The organism is Winogradskyella undariae (assembly GCF_013285155.1).
Lineage (GTDB): Bacteria > Bacteroidota > Bacteroidia > Flavobacteriales > Flavobacteriaceae > Winogradskyella > Winogradskyella undariae.
The window spans coordinates 128,571-143,813 of sequence record NZ_JABTEL010000001.1 but is presented as its reverse complement, the minus strand read 5'-3'; the positions used below and the strand labels follow the sequence as shown (position 1 = coordinate 143,813).

Genomic DNA, 15,243 nt, shown 5'->3' with positions numbered 1-15,243 from the left:
ACTCTGAATTTCTCAGAGCGAGATTATTTATTTCTATAAAAAGACCTCATAAGTTTCAGAAACCTATGAGGTCTAATGATATGCTAATTTATATAAAAGCTATAAAATATTTGTGAGCATAAAGAAAAATATACTTTTGATTATTTATAGTTCAAAAATATTAAGCCTGTTAATCAATTGCTTTTACAACTGCTTTTGGCGCTTCTTTACGAGTTCCATCAAAACCATCAACACCAGCAACTGTAGTATATTTTAAAACGTAACGTTTACCTGGATTAATAATTTTATATGCTGATTGACACATTAAAGTCGCTTCATGAAAACCACAAAGAATTAATTTTAACTTCCCTGGATAAATATTAACATCTCCAATAGCATAGATCCCAGGAATATTTGTCTGATAATCTAATGCATTATTAACTTTAATAGCATTCTTTTCTATTTCTAATCCCCAATTTGCAATAGGACCTAATTTTGGTGACAAACCAAAAAGCGGAATAAAATGATCTGTTTCTAATAAAATTGGCTCTTCACCCTTTTTAGTGACTTCAACATTTTCAACTTTACCATTTCCGTTGATCCCTGTAATTTCAGCAGGAGTAATAAGGTTAATTTTTCCTTGATTCTTTAATTCTTGTACTTTTTCAACAGAATCTAAATGTCCTCTAAATTCATTTCTTCGGTGAATTAATGTAACACTAGAAGCAATATCACTTAAAAAGATACTCCAATCTAAAGCAGAATCGCCACCACCTGCTATCACAACTTTTTTATCGCGATAAAGTTCTGGCTCTTTAATCATGTATTCTACTCCACAATCTTCAAAATCTGTAATATTATCTAACTGAGGTTTTCTTGGCTCAAAGCTCCCTAAACCACCAGCAATAGCAATGACAGGCGCTTGGTGTTTTGTTCCTTTGTTTGTAGTTACAATAAAACTTCCGTCTTCTTGTTTTTCAATAGTTTCAGCTCTTTCACCTAATGTAAAACCAGGTTCAAACTGTTTACATTGTTCCATTAATTTATGCGTTAAATCACCTGCTAAAATCTCTGGATAAGCAGGAATATCATAAATTGGTTTTTTAGGGTAAAGCTCAGAACATTGACCTCCTTGTTGTGGTAATGCATCTATTAAATGGCAATTTAATTTTAAAAGTCCTGCTTCGAAAACTGCAAAAAGCCCCGTTGGGCCTGCTCCTATAATAAGTATATCTGTTGTAATCATTTGACTCCTGCAAAGGCAGCACTATAAATTTCTACCTTATTTTTTTGGTTAAAAAACCTACAAGGTTTTAAAACCTCGTAGGTTATTATATTTTTAATTAGAGAACAAAATTACTAATGTCATTTTAATCAGAATGTGATAAATGTCACATTATTTTTCTACATTAATAACTTTTTCAATTTGTGGAGCATACTTTTTAATTGTCATTTCCACACCAGACTTTAATGTCATCTGATTAACACTACATGAGGTACAAGCCCCTACAAGTTGTACTTTTACAAATTTACCTTCATCAATAGATAATAAATTAATATCTCCGCCGTCATTTTGTAAAAACGGACGAATTTCTTCTAATGCCTTTTCAACATTTACTCTAAGTTCTTCTGAGTTCATTTGCTTATTTTCTTTATACAATCTTATACAAAACACTAATAAAATTGATAGACTATTATTTTTTAACTGCAGAACAACCTGCCATTGTTGTAATTTTAATTGCTTCAGTCGCTGGCAAAGCATCATTTCTATCTACAACTTGCTGCACAACATCTCTGGTTATAGCTTCAAAAGCTGCTTCAGTTGGTGTAGCTGTTTGTAATGCTGCTGGTCTACCGATATCTCCGGCTTCTCTAATACTTTGTACGATAGGAATTTCACCTAAAAATGGAACTTTTAAATCTTCAGCTAAGTTTTTAGCACCTTCTTGACCAAAAATATAATATTTATTATCAGGAAGTTCTGCTGGAGTAAAGTAAGCCATGTTTTCTATAATACCCAAAACAGGTACGTTAATACTATCTTGCTGAAACATTGCAACCCCTTTTTTAGCATCTGCTAAAGCTACATTTTGTGGTGTGCTTACCACAACGGCTCCTGTGATTGGGAGTGCTTGCATAATACTTAAATGAATATCACCTGTTCCTGGAGGTAGATCGAGTAATAAGAAATCTAATTCTCCCCAAGCGGCATCAAAAATCATTTGATTTAATGCTTTAGCTGCCATTGGTCCTCTCCAAATTACAGCTTGATCTGGTTTTGTAAAAAAGCCAATAGATAATATTTTAACGCCGTAATTCTCTACAGGTTTCATCTTAGATTTACCATCAACATTTACTGATAGTGGACGTTCGTTAGCAACATCGAACATAATTGGAATAGAAGGTCCGTAAATATCAGCATCTAAAACACCAACTTTAAAACCCATCTTAGATAATGTTACTGCTAAATTTGCAGTTACAGTAGATTTACCAACACCACCTTTACCTGATGCTACAGCTATTATATTTTGAATACCAGGAATCGCTTTTCCTTTAATTTCATTTTTAGATTCTGCCGCAGGTGCTTCAACTTTTATATTCACCTTTATTTTTGCTTTTTCATACACTTCTTTATGTATGGTTTGCAAAATTTCAACTTCGGTCTTTTTACGAGCCTGAAGACTTGGATTTTTTATAGTAATATCTACAATAACTTCGTCTGCAAAAGTTACCACATTGGTAACCGCTCCACTATCTACCATATTTTCACCTTCACCAGGTGCTGTAATGGTTTTTAGTGCATTTAATATATCTTGTTTAACTAGTTTCATACAATGTTAAAATTGAATAAGATAGAGCAACAAATTGACGCCCCGATTCTTTCCTTATTAAGATTAATTCTAAAAGCAAAGATACTCAGAAAATGTTAGAATGTAAACTACATAAATTGAATTGTACAATTGTAAGATTGGGTTTAACAATCGTTCTAAAAAAGATATTAAGAACCGATTAATCCATAAATAAATGCGTTTATATAAGATGAAGTAATTCTAACGTCTTAAAAAAGAATCTTAAAGCTCTTTTGCTGGATCCCAATAAATAGATTCTAAATTTTGAATCTGATTTTCGATAACCTCAACACCTTCATTTTCTAAAAGCTGCTGCATTAGATTAGTCCCTTCAAAATGATGTTTACCCGTTAAAAGCCCTTTTCTATTTACAACACGGTGCGCTGGTACATCTTTATTATGAGAAGCATTCATAGCATAACCAACAATCCTGGCACTTTTAGCAGCACCTAAATACTTTGCTATTGCTCCGTAACTCGTTACTTTTCCGTAAGGAATTTTCTGAGCAACTTTATAAACTTTTTCAAAAAAACTAAGGGCTTCTGGTCTCATTTGTTCTTATGGATTCAATTCAAAATAACCTCAACAAAAATCATAATAAATACTGCTTTAAAAATCTTTTAAAATATTAAAAAGCGTTACTAATGCAATAAGTCCTGTGATGATACCAATACTTAAATTCATACTTTTTTGAGACGTGAATTTTCGATCTTTAATTTTATCAAAAAAGAAAATATAGAAGTATAACATAACAAAAGTCCCTGTTGCGGCACCTGTGACATAGGTAAGGATACATGTTTTTTCAAAACTCATCCAGCCAAAAGACACCAAAGTGATGGTCATATATGCTTGGTAAGGAATAGGAAACACATTAAGGCTAGACAATAACATACCATGTAATAATCTACCATGTTTACTCTTTCTTTCTTTCTTCTTTTTAGGCTCTCCCTCTTTTGAAGCTAAAAGCAAAAAATAAATAGTAATTAGAACAAATATTACAAAAGCGACCCGCTTAAGAATAGCAATGATATCTGGGTGATTAGACAAATATCGAGCAAAAATAGAAGCTGCATAAGTTTGAATAAAAACAACTATACAAACCCCTGTAGAAAACATAATACCACGACTTGCACCTTCCTTTAGGCTAATTCTAGCAGCTGTCATGTTTAACAATCCTGGCGGAACAATCCCTATGAGCGCCACAAAGAATCCAAGAAAAAAAATGAAGGTTATATCCAAATTTATTTGATTTTGAATCTAATATATGTAATCGCTTTGTCTTTCTCTAAATACTGATTTTCGTAAAATGTTTGAATTTCAGTAACTTCCTCAGGACTTCCTTCTTGTCTATACACATCATGATTAGCATATAAAACTTCGTGATTAGCACCATGCAATAAACCAAGTGTATAACCATGCATAAATTCACTATCTGTTTTAAGATGCATTAAACCATCTTCTTTTAGAACTTTTTTGTAGCGTTCTAGAAAACTCAAGTTAGTCATTCTATGCTTGGTTCGCTTATATTTTATTTGTGGATCTGGAAAAGTAATCCAAATTTCATCGACTTCATTTTCTTCAAAAACATATTCAACAAGTTCTATCTGTGTTCTAATAAAAGCAACATTAGAAATATCTTCTTCAATAGCCGTTTTTGCACCACGCCAAAAACGAGCTCCCTTTATATCTATACCAATAAAGTTTTTATTTGGGTATCGTTTTGCTAAACCAACAGTATATTCTCCTTTACCACAACCTAATTCTAAAACTAAAGGATTATCATTTTTAAAGACCTCTGATCTCCATTTACCTTTTAATTTATAAGTAGCATCAACTAACTCTTCTCTAGAAGGTTGATATACATTATGAAAGGTTTCATTTTCTCTAAAGCGTTTAAGTTTATTTTTACTTCCCACAGCTATTTTGGTTTGTCTTCAATATTAATAATTTGGTAAAATTAAGGAAACATTTTAGGTTTATCTTTGTTTAACACATTGATCTGTAAAAATAATATAACATTTGGAATCGATAACCCACAGAAAACGCATTTTAGTCGCTCCGTTAAATTGGGGTTTAGGCCACGCTACCAGATGTATTCCTATTATAAATAAACTAATAGCTCATAATTTTGAACCTATTATAGCTAGTGATGGTTTTGCTTTAGAATTATTAAAAAAAGAATTCCCTAATCTAAAAGCGATAGAATTACCTTCTTACAACATCACCTACGCCAAGAAAGCAAATAGTTTTAAATTAAAACTGATAAAAGATTCTCCACACCTTTTAAAAACTATAAAAAAAGAGAAAAAAGCTATAGAGACAATAGTCGAAAAAGAACACATTGCTGGGATCATCTCTGACAATCGTTTTGGTGCAAGACATAAAAACATTCCATCAATCTTTATAACCCATCAACTGCGCGTCTTAAGCGGGAACACAACATGGCTGAGTAGTAAATTACATCAAAAAATAATATCTAAATTTGATGAGTGCTGGGTTCCTGACCATAGCGGAGTAAACAACTTAAGTGGAAACTTAGGGCATGCAGAATCTTATAAAACGCCTGTAAAATACTTAGGGCCTTTAACACGATTTAAAAAATTAGATTTAGATATAAAATACCGACTCCTTGTATTATTATCTGGACCAGAACCGCAACGCACCTATCTTGAAGAAAAATTATTAAAACAATTAAAATCTTATAAAGGGCAAGTCTTATTTATTAAAGGACAGGTTGAGACAAAGCAGCAGATAGCAATTGAAGACAACATAACAATCTGTAATTTCATGACAAGTAAAGCGCTTGAAATTGCTATAAACGAAAGCGAACTGATACTAAGTAGATCTGGTTACACCACCATTATGGATTTAGCTAAACTTGAAAAGAAAGCCTTCTTTATACCAACACCTGGACAGTTTGAACAAATGTATTTAGCTAAAAAACTAGACTCTGAAGGCATTGTTCCGTGTTGTAAACAAGATAAATTTAAAATTGAAATGTTAGATAAAGCTAAAGATTACTGTGGTTTTAACTCTATAGAATCTGAAGTGGATTTTAATGAACTGTTTGAGATTTTTCGAGCGTAAAAGAAAATTCACTTCCCACACCAAGTTCACTTTCTATATAGATTTTCTCTTCATGTGCTTCAATAATATGCTTCACAATAGCGAGACCTAAACCAGAACCTCCTTCTTTACGAGAACCACTTTTATCTACACGATAGAAACGTTCAAATAAACGTGGAATATTTTGTTTAGAAATCCCTTCACCATTATCCGTTACTCTGATAATAGCTTTGTTTTTAATAAGATTTTCTATACTAACTTCAGTCGTTCCTTTATCTCTTCCGTATTTAATAGAGTTTACGATTAGGTTTGTAAGAACTTGTTGAATACGCTCTACATCTCCATAAACCATAATAGGTTCTTTATAATCTATATCGAAAGTTAGTGTAATTTTCTTTTTTGAAGCTTTCATCTCAAAAAGATCAAATACACTTTTTATCAACTCTACAATATCAAAATCTTCTTTGTTAAGACTTAGATCTCCTACTTCTAGCTTACTAATCATATCTAAATCTTTTATGATATAAATAAGACGCTCAACACCTGCGCTTGCTCTAGCTAAATACTTGTCTCTAATTTTCTCATCGTCTTTAGCTCCATCTAAAAGCGTAAGAATATAACCCTGAACGGTAAATAATGGTGTTTTAAGTTCATGAGAAACATTACCCATGTACTCCTTTCTGTATTCTTCTCTAACTTTTAGAGTTTCAATTTCAATCTTTTTGCTCCTTGCGTATTTATCAATTTCTCGTGTTAAGGTTCCCATATCTGTGGTTATGGGTTGTTGCCTTAAATTGGTAGATTCTAAAAGTGTAATATCGTCATATATTTTTTTTACGCGACGATAAATAAAATGTTCTACACGATATTGAATAATTGAAAAGCAAAGCGGAAAACAAATCAGTGGAAAAAATATAACTTCCCAACTAAATGTATGGTTGTAATACAAAAACATAACCACAAGACATGTAGTGAACATCGTTACGTATAACGATGTTCTAAAAGCAAATTTATAAGTTTTTTTTATGTTATTTTTCCGCATTAGTCCACAAACTTGTAGCCTACACCTTTTACGGTTTTGAAGGATTTATCACCAATTTTCTCACGAAGTTTCCTTATGTGTACATCAATTGTTCTACCCCCTACAACAACTTCATTTCCCCAAACTCTGTCTAAAATTTCATCGCGTTTAAATACTTTACCTGGCTTAGTTGCCAACAAAGATAATAATTCAAACTCTTTTCTCGGTAAAGTAATTTCTTTACCCTTATTAGTAATTTTATATTCTTCTTTATAAATTACTAAATCACCTATCGTAACTATAGCATCTGTTGCAGCATCAACATCTTTAAGTCGTCTTAATAATGCTTTTACCTTACTCACTAAAACTTTTGGCTTAATAGGTTTAGCTATATAATCATCAGCTCCAGCATCAAAACCAGCAACTTGAGAATAATCTTCCCCTCTTGCTGTTAAAAATGTAATTATTGTTTCGCTTAAATCAGATTGTTCTCTAATACGCTCACAAGCTTCAATACCATCCATTTCTGGCATCATCACATCTAAAATAATTAAGTGTGGTTTATATTTTTTGGCTTTTTCAACAGCTTCAATACCATTTTCACCAGTAAAAACTTGATAACCTTCAGCAGATAAATTATAACCTACTATTTCTAAAATATCTGGCTCATCATCAACCAATAATATTTTAATATCTTTTTTTTTCAAAATTCAAGAGCTTTTTAGTTGGACAAATATATAGCATAACTACATTAAGATAATAAATATACAAAATTGATAACAATTCGCTAACATTAGATTTATAAGTCATTGACGTTAAGAAGCACCTGATTTTAATGATGTTAAGTAATTGTAAAATGACAACTATTAATGACTCTGATTCTTAAAACTCACTATTTGTTATTATATTTGTTGTCTAACTTTTATACAATTAAATTATGAAAAAAATTTACTTTTTATTATTTACTCTTCTATTTACAGCGGCGAGCTCTTTTGCGCAAGTTGTTATAAATGAAATTGATGTAGATACACCAGGTTCAGATACTGCTGAATTTGTAGAATTAAAGGCGGCACCTAACACATCGTTAGACGGCTATATTGTTGTTTTTTTTAATGGAGGAAATGATTCTAGTTATGGCGCTTGGAGTTTAGATGGAAAAACTACTGATGCTAATGGCTTTTTTATTTTAGCAAACACGAGTCTTGTTTCTGGAAGTGATATTGACTTACCTCCTGGAGGATCTGGATACATCCAAAATGGTGCAGATGCTATTGCAATTTATCAAGATGATATTGCTAACTTTCCTAATGGAACAGCACCAACAATGACTAACCTTATCGATGCTATCGTTTACGGAACAAGTGATGGTGATGACGCTGAGTTGTTAACAGGTTTAGGCGAAACAGTACAATATGACGAAGACCTTAACGGTGCTAAAGATACTGAATCTCTTCAGCTGAATGCTGCAGGAACTGCTTTCAATACTAAAGCTGTTACTTTTAGAGACTTTAACGATGCTGCGGTTTGTGCATTAAGTTTAAGTTCTACTTCTGCCGTATGTGACGCGTTCACTCCTGGTACAGATACTTACACTGCTACCGTTGATTTTTCTGGTGGTGGAACAGCATCTTACACTGTAACTGCTAATTCTGGTACGGTTGATTTTTCTGCTGGAGATCCTTCTACTGATGCAACAGGAACAATAACAGTAACTGGTGTTGCTGAAGGAACTGATGTAATGATTTCTGTTGTAGATGGTGCACTTTGTGATTTAAGTAGCACAGTAACTAGTCCTGAATGTTTACCTTCAAATACATTACCACTTTATGAAGGTTTTGATTACACCGTTGGAAATGACCTTGGAACTGAAGCAAATTGGAATAATTTTAGCGGATCAACAAATCCTATAGACGTTGTTTCTGGTAGCTTATCTTACACTGGTTTAGTAGCCTCTACTGGTGAATCTGTTTTCTTAGAAGGAGGTGCTATTGATTCTGAGCTTACATTTACACCTGTAACTTCAGGAGATGTATTTGCTTCATTTATTATCAATGTTAGCGATTTATCTAACATCACTGACACTACAGATGGTGGTTATGTTGTTATATTAGGTGATTTTGATGCTAGACTTTGGATTCACCCAGATACTGATCCTGTTGGAACTACTTATGACATTGCTCTAACAAATAGCAGTACTGGAGAAAACTTTTCTACAACTAAATACAATGTTGGTGATGATGTTTTAATCGTTATGAGCTATAATATTCAAACTGGTGCTATTAATGGATGGATCAATCCTGCTAGTACTGATTTCGGTGGTTCTGCACCAACAGCAACATTAACAGATACAGATACTTCACCAAGTTCAATTATAGATACTTTTGCTTTAAGACAAGATTCTACGGGTGAAACACCAGCTATGATTTTTGATGAATTACGTATTGGAACATCTTGGGCAGATGTTACACCAAGCACATTATCATTAACTAACGTTAATAGAAACGCATTTTCAGTTTACCCTAACCCTATAACTTCTGGGATAGTAAATATTTCTTCTACTAACAGTGAGGCAATTTCTGTTCAAGTATTTGATGTCTTAGGTAAGCAAGTTAAAAACGAAACTTTAACAAACAACACGTTAAATGTTTCTAACTTAAAATCTGGTATTTACATCGTAAAAATCAGTCAGAACAATGCGACTACAACTAAGAAATTAGTAATTAAGTAAGCATAATTCTTAATACATTTTTATTAAAGCGTAGCTCAAAAATTTGAGCTACGCTTTTTTATTTTCCATACTTTTGCAATATGATATCTAAAGACGACATTTTTAATATAAAATCTGATGCTGAGTTTGAAACTATAGCTTTAGAAGTTTTTAAATTTCAGTTTCAAAACAATAAAGTATACCGTTCGTTTTGCGACTTACTATACAAGCATCCTGCAGATGTAAAAAAAATTACTGATATTCCTTTTTTACCGATTGAGTTTTTTAAATCTCGAGAGGTTGTAAGTTCTTCAGAACCTATAGAAAAAACATTTTCAAGCTCGGGAACAACAGGAAGTATAACAAGTAAACATTTGGTAACAGACATAAAACTCTATGAAGAGAGTTACCTCAATGCTTTTAAACACTTTTATGGCAATATAGAAGATTATGTGGTTTTAGCTTTATTACCATCTTATTTAGAACGTGACGGATCTTCTTTGATTTATATGGTGAATGATTTAATAGAGAAATCTAAACAACCAGAAAGTGGATTTTACCTCAACAATCTTGAAGAATTAGCCGAAACATTAAAAACATTAGAAGCCAAGAAACAAAAAACATTATTAATTGGTGTTTCTTTTGCTCTACTCGATTTAGTTGAGCAATACCAACTGAATCTAAAACACACCACTATAATGGAAACAGGTGGTATGAAAGGCAGACGAAAAGAAATTATTAGACAAGAACTCCATCAGATTCTACAAACAGGATTTGGAGTATCTGAAATACATAGTGAATATGGAATGACTGAATTATTGAGTCAGGCATATTCTAAAGGTAATGGTGTTTTTGAATGTCCGCCGTGGATGAAAATATTAACACGAGATACTGAAGATGCATTAACTATACAAACCCCAAATAAAACGGGAGGTATTAATGTTATTGACCTCGCAAATAAAAATTCTTGTTCTTTTATTGCCACTCAAGATTTAGGCAAAACCTTTGATAATGAACAGTTTGAAATCATTGGTCGCTTTGATAATTCAGATATTAGAGGTTGTAACTTAATGGCCTTGTAAGGAATTAAATTTGGCTACGACTTAAGTATAGCTATGAAAAAGTAAGATTTTCATGAATTGATTGATTGATTGATTAAAATGCTCAATAGAAATATTGAGCATTTTTTATATAAAAAAAATCTCATTGATTATGAAACCAATGAGATCTTATATAATGTTGAATTTATTTTTTCTTAAATCACTTCTAAAATAAAGTTCGTTTTCTTACCTCTACTCAAGATAATATATTTATCGTGAATTAAATCTTCAGACGATAACATATAATCTTCTTTTACTTTAACTTTATTAACTGCTACTGCATTTTCTTTTAAAGCACGTCTAGCATCTCCATTAGAACTTAAAAACTCAGTTTTTGCTGCCAAAGCACCAATCATATCTAGTCCTTCATTAAATTCAGCAATAGAAATCTGAGCATGTTTTACACCTTCAAAAACATCTAAAAATAAAGATTCAGACAATTGTTTAATTTCATTTTTAAAATCTTTACTAAACAATATTTTAGAAGCTTTTACTGCATTATCATAATCCTCTCTACTGTGTACAAAAACAGTAACTTCTTCTGCCAAACGTTTCTGCAATGCTCTAAACCCAGGATCTTCATTGTGTTCTGCAATTAAATTTTCAATAGTTTCTTTATCTAAGAATGTAAAAATCTTAATATATTTTTCAGCGTCTGCATCTGTAGTATTCAACCAAAATTGGTAAAATTTATATACGCTAGTTTTATCGGTATCTAACCAAACATTTCCACCTTCACTTTTACCAAATTTAGAACCATCTGCCTTTGTAATTAAAGGACAAGTCATAGCATATGCCTTTGCCTGGTCTTCACCATCATGCATACGTCTCACTAATTCAGTACCTGTAGTTATGTTTCCCCATTGGTCACTTCCTCCCATTTGTAATTTACAACCCATGGTTTTGTACAAATGATGAAAATCGTAACCCTGAATTAATTGGTAGGTAAACTCTGTAAAAGACATTCCAACATTACCTTCGTCACCACTTAAACGTTTCTTTACAGAATCTTTAGCCATCATGTAGTTTACTGTGATACGTTTACCAACATCACGAGCAAAATCAATGAAACTAAAGTTTTTCATCCAATCGTAGTTATTTACTAAAACCGGAGCATTATCATTTGTTGAATTAAAATCTAAAAAACGAGATAATACACTTTTTATTCCTGCTACATTGTGAGCTAAAGCTACTTCATCTAACAAGTTTCTTTCGTCACTTTTCCCTGAAGGATCACCAATCATACCCGTAGCACCTCCTACTAAAGCCACAGGTTTGTGACCTGCTTTTTCTAAATGAACCAACAAAATTATTGGCACTAAACTTCCGATATGTAACGAATCTGATGTCGGATCAAAACCAATATAAGCCGTGGTCATTTCTTTATCTAATTGCTCTTCCGTTCCTGGCATCATATCATGTACCATTCCTCTCCAACGTAACTCTTCTACAAATTTATTTGCCATTGCTTTTTTCTTTCAAAATTGATTTGCACAAAGATAAGTTTCCACACTTAAAGACAAAAGACAATTTTAACCCAATTTACTTCTTCATATTTATTAGAAGTAAAATCTTTAAAACAAAAAATGCCTCATAATAAAAGTCTGAAATTAATGTAACTTTGCCTTATGGTTTTAGTCACAGGAGGTACAGGTTTGGTTGGTTCGCATTTACTTTTTCAACTTTTGAAAAGTGATCAACCGATACGTGCAACTTATAGAAATGAAAAAACTTTAGAACGTGTAAAACATGTTTTCTCTTATTTTTCGGATAATGGTGAAGCTCTATTTAATAAAATTGAATGGATAGAGGCTGATATAAACAATATTCCTCAACTTCAAGATGCGTTTAAAAACATTACATACGTATATCATTGTGCTGCTATTGTATCGTTTGAACCTCATCAATATAAATTATTAAGAACAATAAATATAAAAGGCACTGCAAACATTGTTAATCTGTGTATAACTCATAAAGTAAAAAAACTATGCTACGTCAGTTCTATTGCTGCTGTTGGACAGCATAACAATCCCGAAAAACTTATTGATGAAAAAACCGAATGGAACCCAGAAGACGACAACTCCATTTATGCCATTACAAAATATGGTGCAGAACTAGAAGTATGGCGTGGTACACAAGAAGGTTTAAATGCTGTAATTATTAACCCAGGAATTGTATTAGGAGCTGGTTATTGGAATGGTGGCAGTAGTGGTAATTTATTTAAACGTATTTATAAAGGCATGCCTTTTTATACTAAAGGAGTTACCGGTTATGTTGATGTTTGGGATGTTGTTAATGCAATGAAGAAACTTATGGAGAGTCCCATAAAAAATGAGAGTTTTATTTTAGTCTCAGAAAGCTTAAGTTTTAAATCATTTTTTACAAAAACGGCAAATGCCTTAAAAGTTAAACCACCAAGTAAGGAAGCTAAACCTTGGTTATTAGCAATTGTCTGGCGATTAGATTGGTTAACCCACGCTCTTTTAGGCAGACCTAGAACGCTTTCTAAGCAAACTTCAAAATCTGCTGTAAGTATTACTAATTATAATGCTTCAAAAATAAAAGACACTTTGGGTTTTGAATTCAAATCAATAGATAAAAGTATTGAAGAGGTCAGCGAATTATTTATTAAAGATACAAACAGTCATTAATTTTTAGTAATAACTGTTGTATCTAACACCTTTTTAATAGTATCCATTTTAAGTAAACTTTTCTTCATCACTTTTGGAACTTTATTAATTGAATCTTTTATGTTCTTTATAGAGTCTTTACGATTCTTTATAGAATCTCTTCGATTTTTAATAGAATCTGTTTCTAATTGTCTTAAATCATCAAAAACCTTCTTTTCTGCTTCTAATCGCTCTTTTGTTTTATCTACAATAGATTTATATACCTCTAGGTCAAAAGCGTAATAGTTATTGCTTTCGGCAAATCTTGTACTATCTAAATTATATTTTTCGAGTATATAGGTTTCTGGATTAAAATTTTTCTCTTCTAGAAGTTTCCTATTTACACCTTTTGCTGCACTAACAACATATAGGTCATAAAGCAGATCAGACATTTGCGCTTTAGATATTAAATTATCTGGTTTTTTTGGTCGCTTAATATCATTACAAGCTAAAACCAAAACTCCTAAAATTATTATAATACTAATTTGCTTCAACATCTTAAATTCTATCTATCAAAAGTTAATCGTTCGCCTGCTTTTACGTCTAAAATATTAAAATTGTTATAAACTAATTTTCCATTAACAAACGTATGCGTAATTCTACTTTTAAACGTATTACCTTCAAAAGGAGACCAACCACATTTGTATAGAATATTACTTTTATTAACCGTCCAAGGACTTTGTGGGTTTATAATAACCAAATCAGCAAAATATCCTTCTCTAATATAACCGCGTTTTTCCACGTTGAATAATATAGCGGGGTTATGACATGCTTTTTCTACAATTTTTTCTACAGAAATCTTACCTTGATGATGTGCTTCCATTAATGCCATTAACGCATGTTGCACTAAAGGTCCACCAGAAGGTGCTTTGGTGTATGGATTTGTTTTTTCTTCTAAAGTATGAGGCGCATGGTCTGTAGCAATAACATCAATTCTGTCATCTAACAAAGCTTTCCATAACTGCTCTCTATCTTTTGCTGTTTTTACAGCAGGGTTCCATTTAATATGACTCCCTTTTTTTGCATAATCTTCATCTGAAAACCACAAGTGATGAACACAAACCTCAGCCGTAATCTTTTTGTCCTTTAATGGAATTTTATTAGAAAACAATTTGGTTTCTTTTCCTGTTGAAAGGTGAAATACATGTAATCTTGCTCCTGTCTTCTTAGCCAATTCAATTGCTTTTGAAGAAGAAATATAACACGCTTCCTCACTTCTGATTACAGGATGTAATTCCATAGGAATATCATCACCATATTGCGCTTCGTATTTTGCTAAATTCTCTTTAATTGTTGCTTCATCTTCACAATGTACAGAAATTACCATGTCTGTACTAGAAAATATTTTTTCGATCACCTTTGGGTCATCAACCAACATATTTCCTGTAGAAGATCCTAAAAACAACTTTAAACCCGCAACTGTTTTGGGATCAACTTTTAAAATTTCGTCTAAATTATCATTTGTACCACCAAACATAAATGAATAGTTAGCGTAAGATGATTTTGCTGCAATCGCAAATTTTTCTTCTAACTTCTCTATTGTTGTAGTTTGTGGATTGGTATTAGGCATCTCTATAAAAGAAGTAATTCCTCCTGCAATAGCCGCTTTAGATTCTGACTCTATATTTGCTTTATGAGTTAATCCAGGCTCTCTAAAATGCACTTGATCATCAATCATTCCCGGAAAAACGTAATTCCCTTCTGCATCAATTACTAATATATCCGCAGATTTAACACTAATAGAACTGTCAATTTTTTTTATAATATTGTTTTCAATATAAATATCTCCTTCAACAATTTTTCCTTCGTTGACGATTCTTGCATTTTTAATAAGGGTATTCTGTATCATGTT

General features: G+C 32.1%; 15 protein-coding genes. 4 read left to right on the top strand and 11 right to left on the bottom strand.

All coding sequences use genetic code 11. The features are described from left to right. Positions 1 to 169 precede the first annotated feature (169 nt). The 6 genes from HSX10_RS00620 to trmB all read right to left on the bottom strand — a co-directional run bounded on the left by HSX10_RS00620 (position 170) and on the right by trmB (position 4,744). Positions 170 to 1,225: an NAD(P)/FAD-dependent oxidoreductase gene (locus tag HSX10_RS00620; RefSeq protein WP_173586261.1), complete on the bottom strand. Its 1,056-nt coding sequence runs from the start codon at positions 1,223 to 1,225 to the stop codon at positions 170 to 172. Between the two features lie 150 nt (positions 1,226 to 1,375). Continuing rightward, the gene (locus HSX10_RS00615) at positions 1,376 to 1,618 is read right to left on the bottom strand and encodes a NifU family protein (protein ID WP_173586260.1); all 243 of its coding nucleotides are present in this window, start codon (positions 1,616 to 1,618) and stop codon (positions 1,376 to 1,378) included. 55 nt (positions 1,619 to 1,673) lie between these two features. Continuing rightward, positions 1,674 to 2,810 carry an Mrp/NBP35 family ATP-binding protein gene (locus tag HSX10_RS00610; protein WP_173586259.1) on the bottom strand — a complete coding sequence of 379 codons (1,137 nt, stop codon included), beginning with the start codon at positions 2,808 to 2,810 and terminating at the stop codon, positions 1,674 to 1,676. A 240-nt stretch (positions 2,811 to 3,050) separates the two neighbouring features. Then, positions 3,051 to 3,380 carry an MGMT family protein gene (locus HSX10_RS00605; protein WP_173586258.1) on the bottom strand — a complete coding sequence of 110 codons (330 nt, stop codon included), beginning with the start codon at positions 3,378 to 3,380 and terminating at the stop codon, positions 3,051 to 3,053. Positions 3,381 to 3,437: 57 nt separating this feature from the next. Further along, positions 3,438 to 4,067, bottom strand: coding sequence for a LysE family transporter (locus tag HSX10_RS00600; RefSeq protein ID WP_173586257.1), 630 nt, complete (start codon positions 4,065 to 4,067; stop codon positions 3,438 to 3,440). Between the two features lie 2 nt (positions 4,068 to 4,069). After that, a complete protein-coding gene (gene trmB, locus HSX10_RS00595; protein ID WP_173586256.1) occupies positions 4,070 to 4,744 on the bottom strand; it encodes a tRNA (guanosine(46)-N7)-methyltransferase TrmB in 675 nt (224 codons plus the stop codon). Positions 4,745 to 4,847: 103 nt separating this feature from the next. On the opposite strand from trmB, the gene HSX10_RS00590 reads away from it, so the two are divergent. Beyond that, entirely contained in the window at positions 4,848 to 5,915 is a 1,068-nt protein-coding gene (locus tag HSX10_RS00590; protein ID WP_217363213.1) for a glycosyltransferase, read from the top strand. On the opposite strand, the gene HSX10_RS00585 is transcribed toward HSX10_RS00590, so the two are convergent. Further along, entirely contained in the window at positions 5,884 to 6,936 is a 1,053-nt protein-coding gene (locus HSX10_RS00585) for a sensor histidine kinase (RefSeq protein WP_173586255.1), read from the bottom strand. The genes HSX10_RS00590 and HSX10_RS00585 overlap by 32 nt on opposite strands. After that, on the bottom strand, positions 6,936 to 7,622 hold the full coding sequence (locus HSX10_RS00580; RefSeq protein WP_173586254.1) for a response regulator transcription factor: 687 nt from the start codon (positions 7,620 to 7,622) through the stop codon (positions 6,936 to 6,938). Before HSX10_RS00580 ends, HSX10_RS00585 begins: the two co-directional genes overlap by 1 nt. 230 nt (positions 7,623 to 7,852) lie before the next feature. Between HSX10_RS00580 and HSX10_RS00575 the strand changes: the two genes are divergently transcribed. Continuing rightward, complete coding sequence (locus HSX10_RS00575) at positions 7,853 to 9,643, top strand: T9SS type A sorting domain-containing protein (RefSeq protein ID WP_173586253.1); 1,791 nt, start codon at positions 7,853 to 7,855, stop codon at positions 9,641 to 9,643. An 80-nt stretch (positions 9,644 to 9,723) separates the two neighbouring features. Further along, positions 9,724 to 10,704, top strand: coding sequence for a LuxE/PaaK family acyltransferase (locus HSX10_RS00570; RefSeq protein ID WP_173586252.1), 981 nt, complete (start codon positions 9,724 to 9,726; stop codon positions 10,702 to 10,704). Positions 10,705 to 10,877: 173 nt separating this feature from the next. Here HSX10_RS00570 and tyrS read toward each other — a convergent pair whose 3' ends face one another. Continuing rightward, positions 10,878 to 12,188 (bottom strand): tyrosine--tRNA ligase, encoded by a 1,311-nt coding sequence (tyrS, locus tag HSX10_RS00565; protein WP_173586251.1) that lies wholly within the window; start codon positions 12,186 to 12,188, stop codon positions 10,878 to 10,880. A gap of 162 nt (positions 12,189 to 12,350) precedes the next feature. Between tyrS and HSX10_RS00560 the strand changes: the two genes are divergently transcribed. Continuing rightward, a complete protein-coding gene (locus HSX10_RS00560) occupies positions 12,351 to 13,373 on the top strand; it encodes an NAD-dependent epimerase/dehydratase family protein (RefSeq protein WP_173586250.1) in 1,023 nt (340 codons plus the stop codon). On the opposite strand, the gene HSX10_RS00555 is transcribed toward HSX10_RS00560, so the two are convergent. Together HSX10_RS00555 and HSX10_RS00550 are read right to left on the bottom strand one after the other, a co-directional pair. Further along, the gene (locus HSX10_RS00555) at positions 13,370 to 13,888 is read right to left on the bottom strand and encodes a DUF4296 domain-containing protein (RefSeq protein ID WP_173586249.1); all 519 of its coding nucleotides are present in this window, start codon (positions 13,886 to 13,888) and stop codon (positions 13,370 to 13,372) included. The two genes, HSX10_RS00560 and HSX10_RS00555, sit on opposite strands and share 4 nt — an antisense overlap. An 8-nt stretch (positions 13,889 to 13,896) precedes the next feature. After that, a complete protein-coding gene (locus HSX10_RS00550) occupies positions 13,897 to 15,237 on the bottom strand; it encodes a dihydroorotase (protein ID WP_437344037.1) in 1,341 nt (446 codons plus the stop codon). Between the last annotated feature and the right edge of the window lie 6 nt (positions 15,238 to 15,243).

Coding starts and splice junctions, on each gene's coding strand:
- HSX10_RS00575 (WP_173586253.1), top strand. CDS start 7,853: ATGAAAAAAATTTACTTTTTATTATTTACTCTTCTATTTACAGCGGCG.
- HSX10_RS00605 (WP_173586258.1), bottom strand. CDS start 3,380: ATGAGACCAGAAGCCCTTAGTTTTTTTGAAAAAGTTTATAAAGTTGCT.
- HSX10_RS00555 (WP_173586249.1), bottom strand. CDS start 13,888: ATGTTGAAGCAAATTAGTATTATAATAATTTTAGGAGTTTTGGTTTTA.
- HSX10_RS00610 (WP_173586259.1), bottom strand. CDS start 2,810: ATGAAACTAGTTAAACAAGATATATTAAATGCACTAAAAACCATTACA.
- HSX10_RS00570 (WP_173586252.1), top strand. CDS start 9,724: ATGATATCTAAAGACGACATTTTTAATATAAAATCTGATGCTGAGTTT.
- tyrS (WP_173586251.1), bottom strand. CDS start 12,188: ATGGCAAATAAATTTGTAGAAGAGTTACGTTGGAGAGGAATGGTACAT.
- HSX10_RS00560 (WP_173586250.1), top strand. CDS start 12,351: ATGGTTTTAGTCACAGGAGGTACAGGTTTGGTTGGTTCGCATTTACTT.
- HSX10_RS00620 (WP_173586261.1), bottom strand. CDS start 1,225: ATGATTACAACAGATATACTTATTATAGGAGCAGGCCCAACGGGGCTT.
- HSX10_RS00585 (WP_173586255.1), bottom strand. CDS start 6,936: ATGCGGAAAAATAACATAAAAAAAACTTATAAATTTGCTTTTAGAACA.
- HSX10_RS00615 (WP_173586260.1), bottom strand. CDS start 1,618: ATGAACTCAGAAGAACTTAGAGTAAATGTTGAAAAGGCATTAGAAGAA.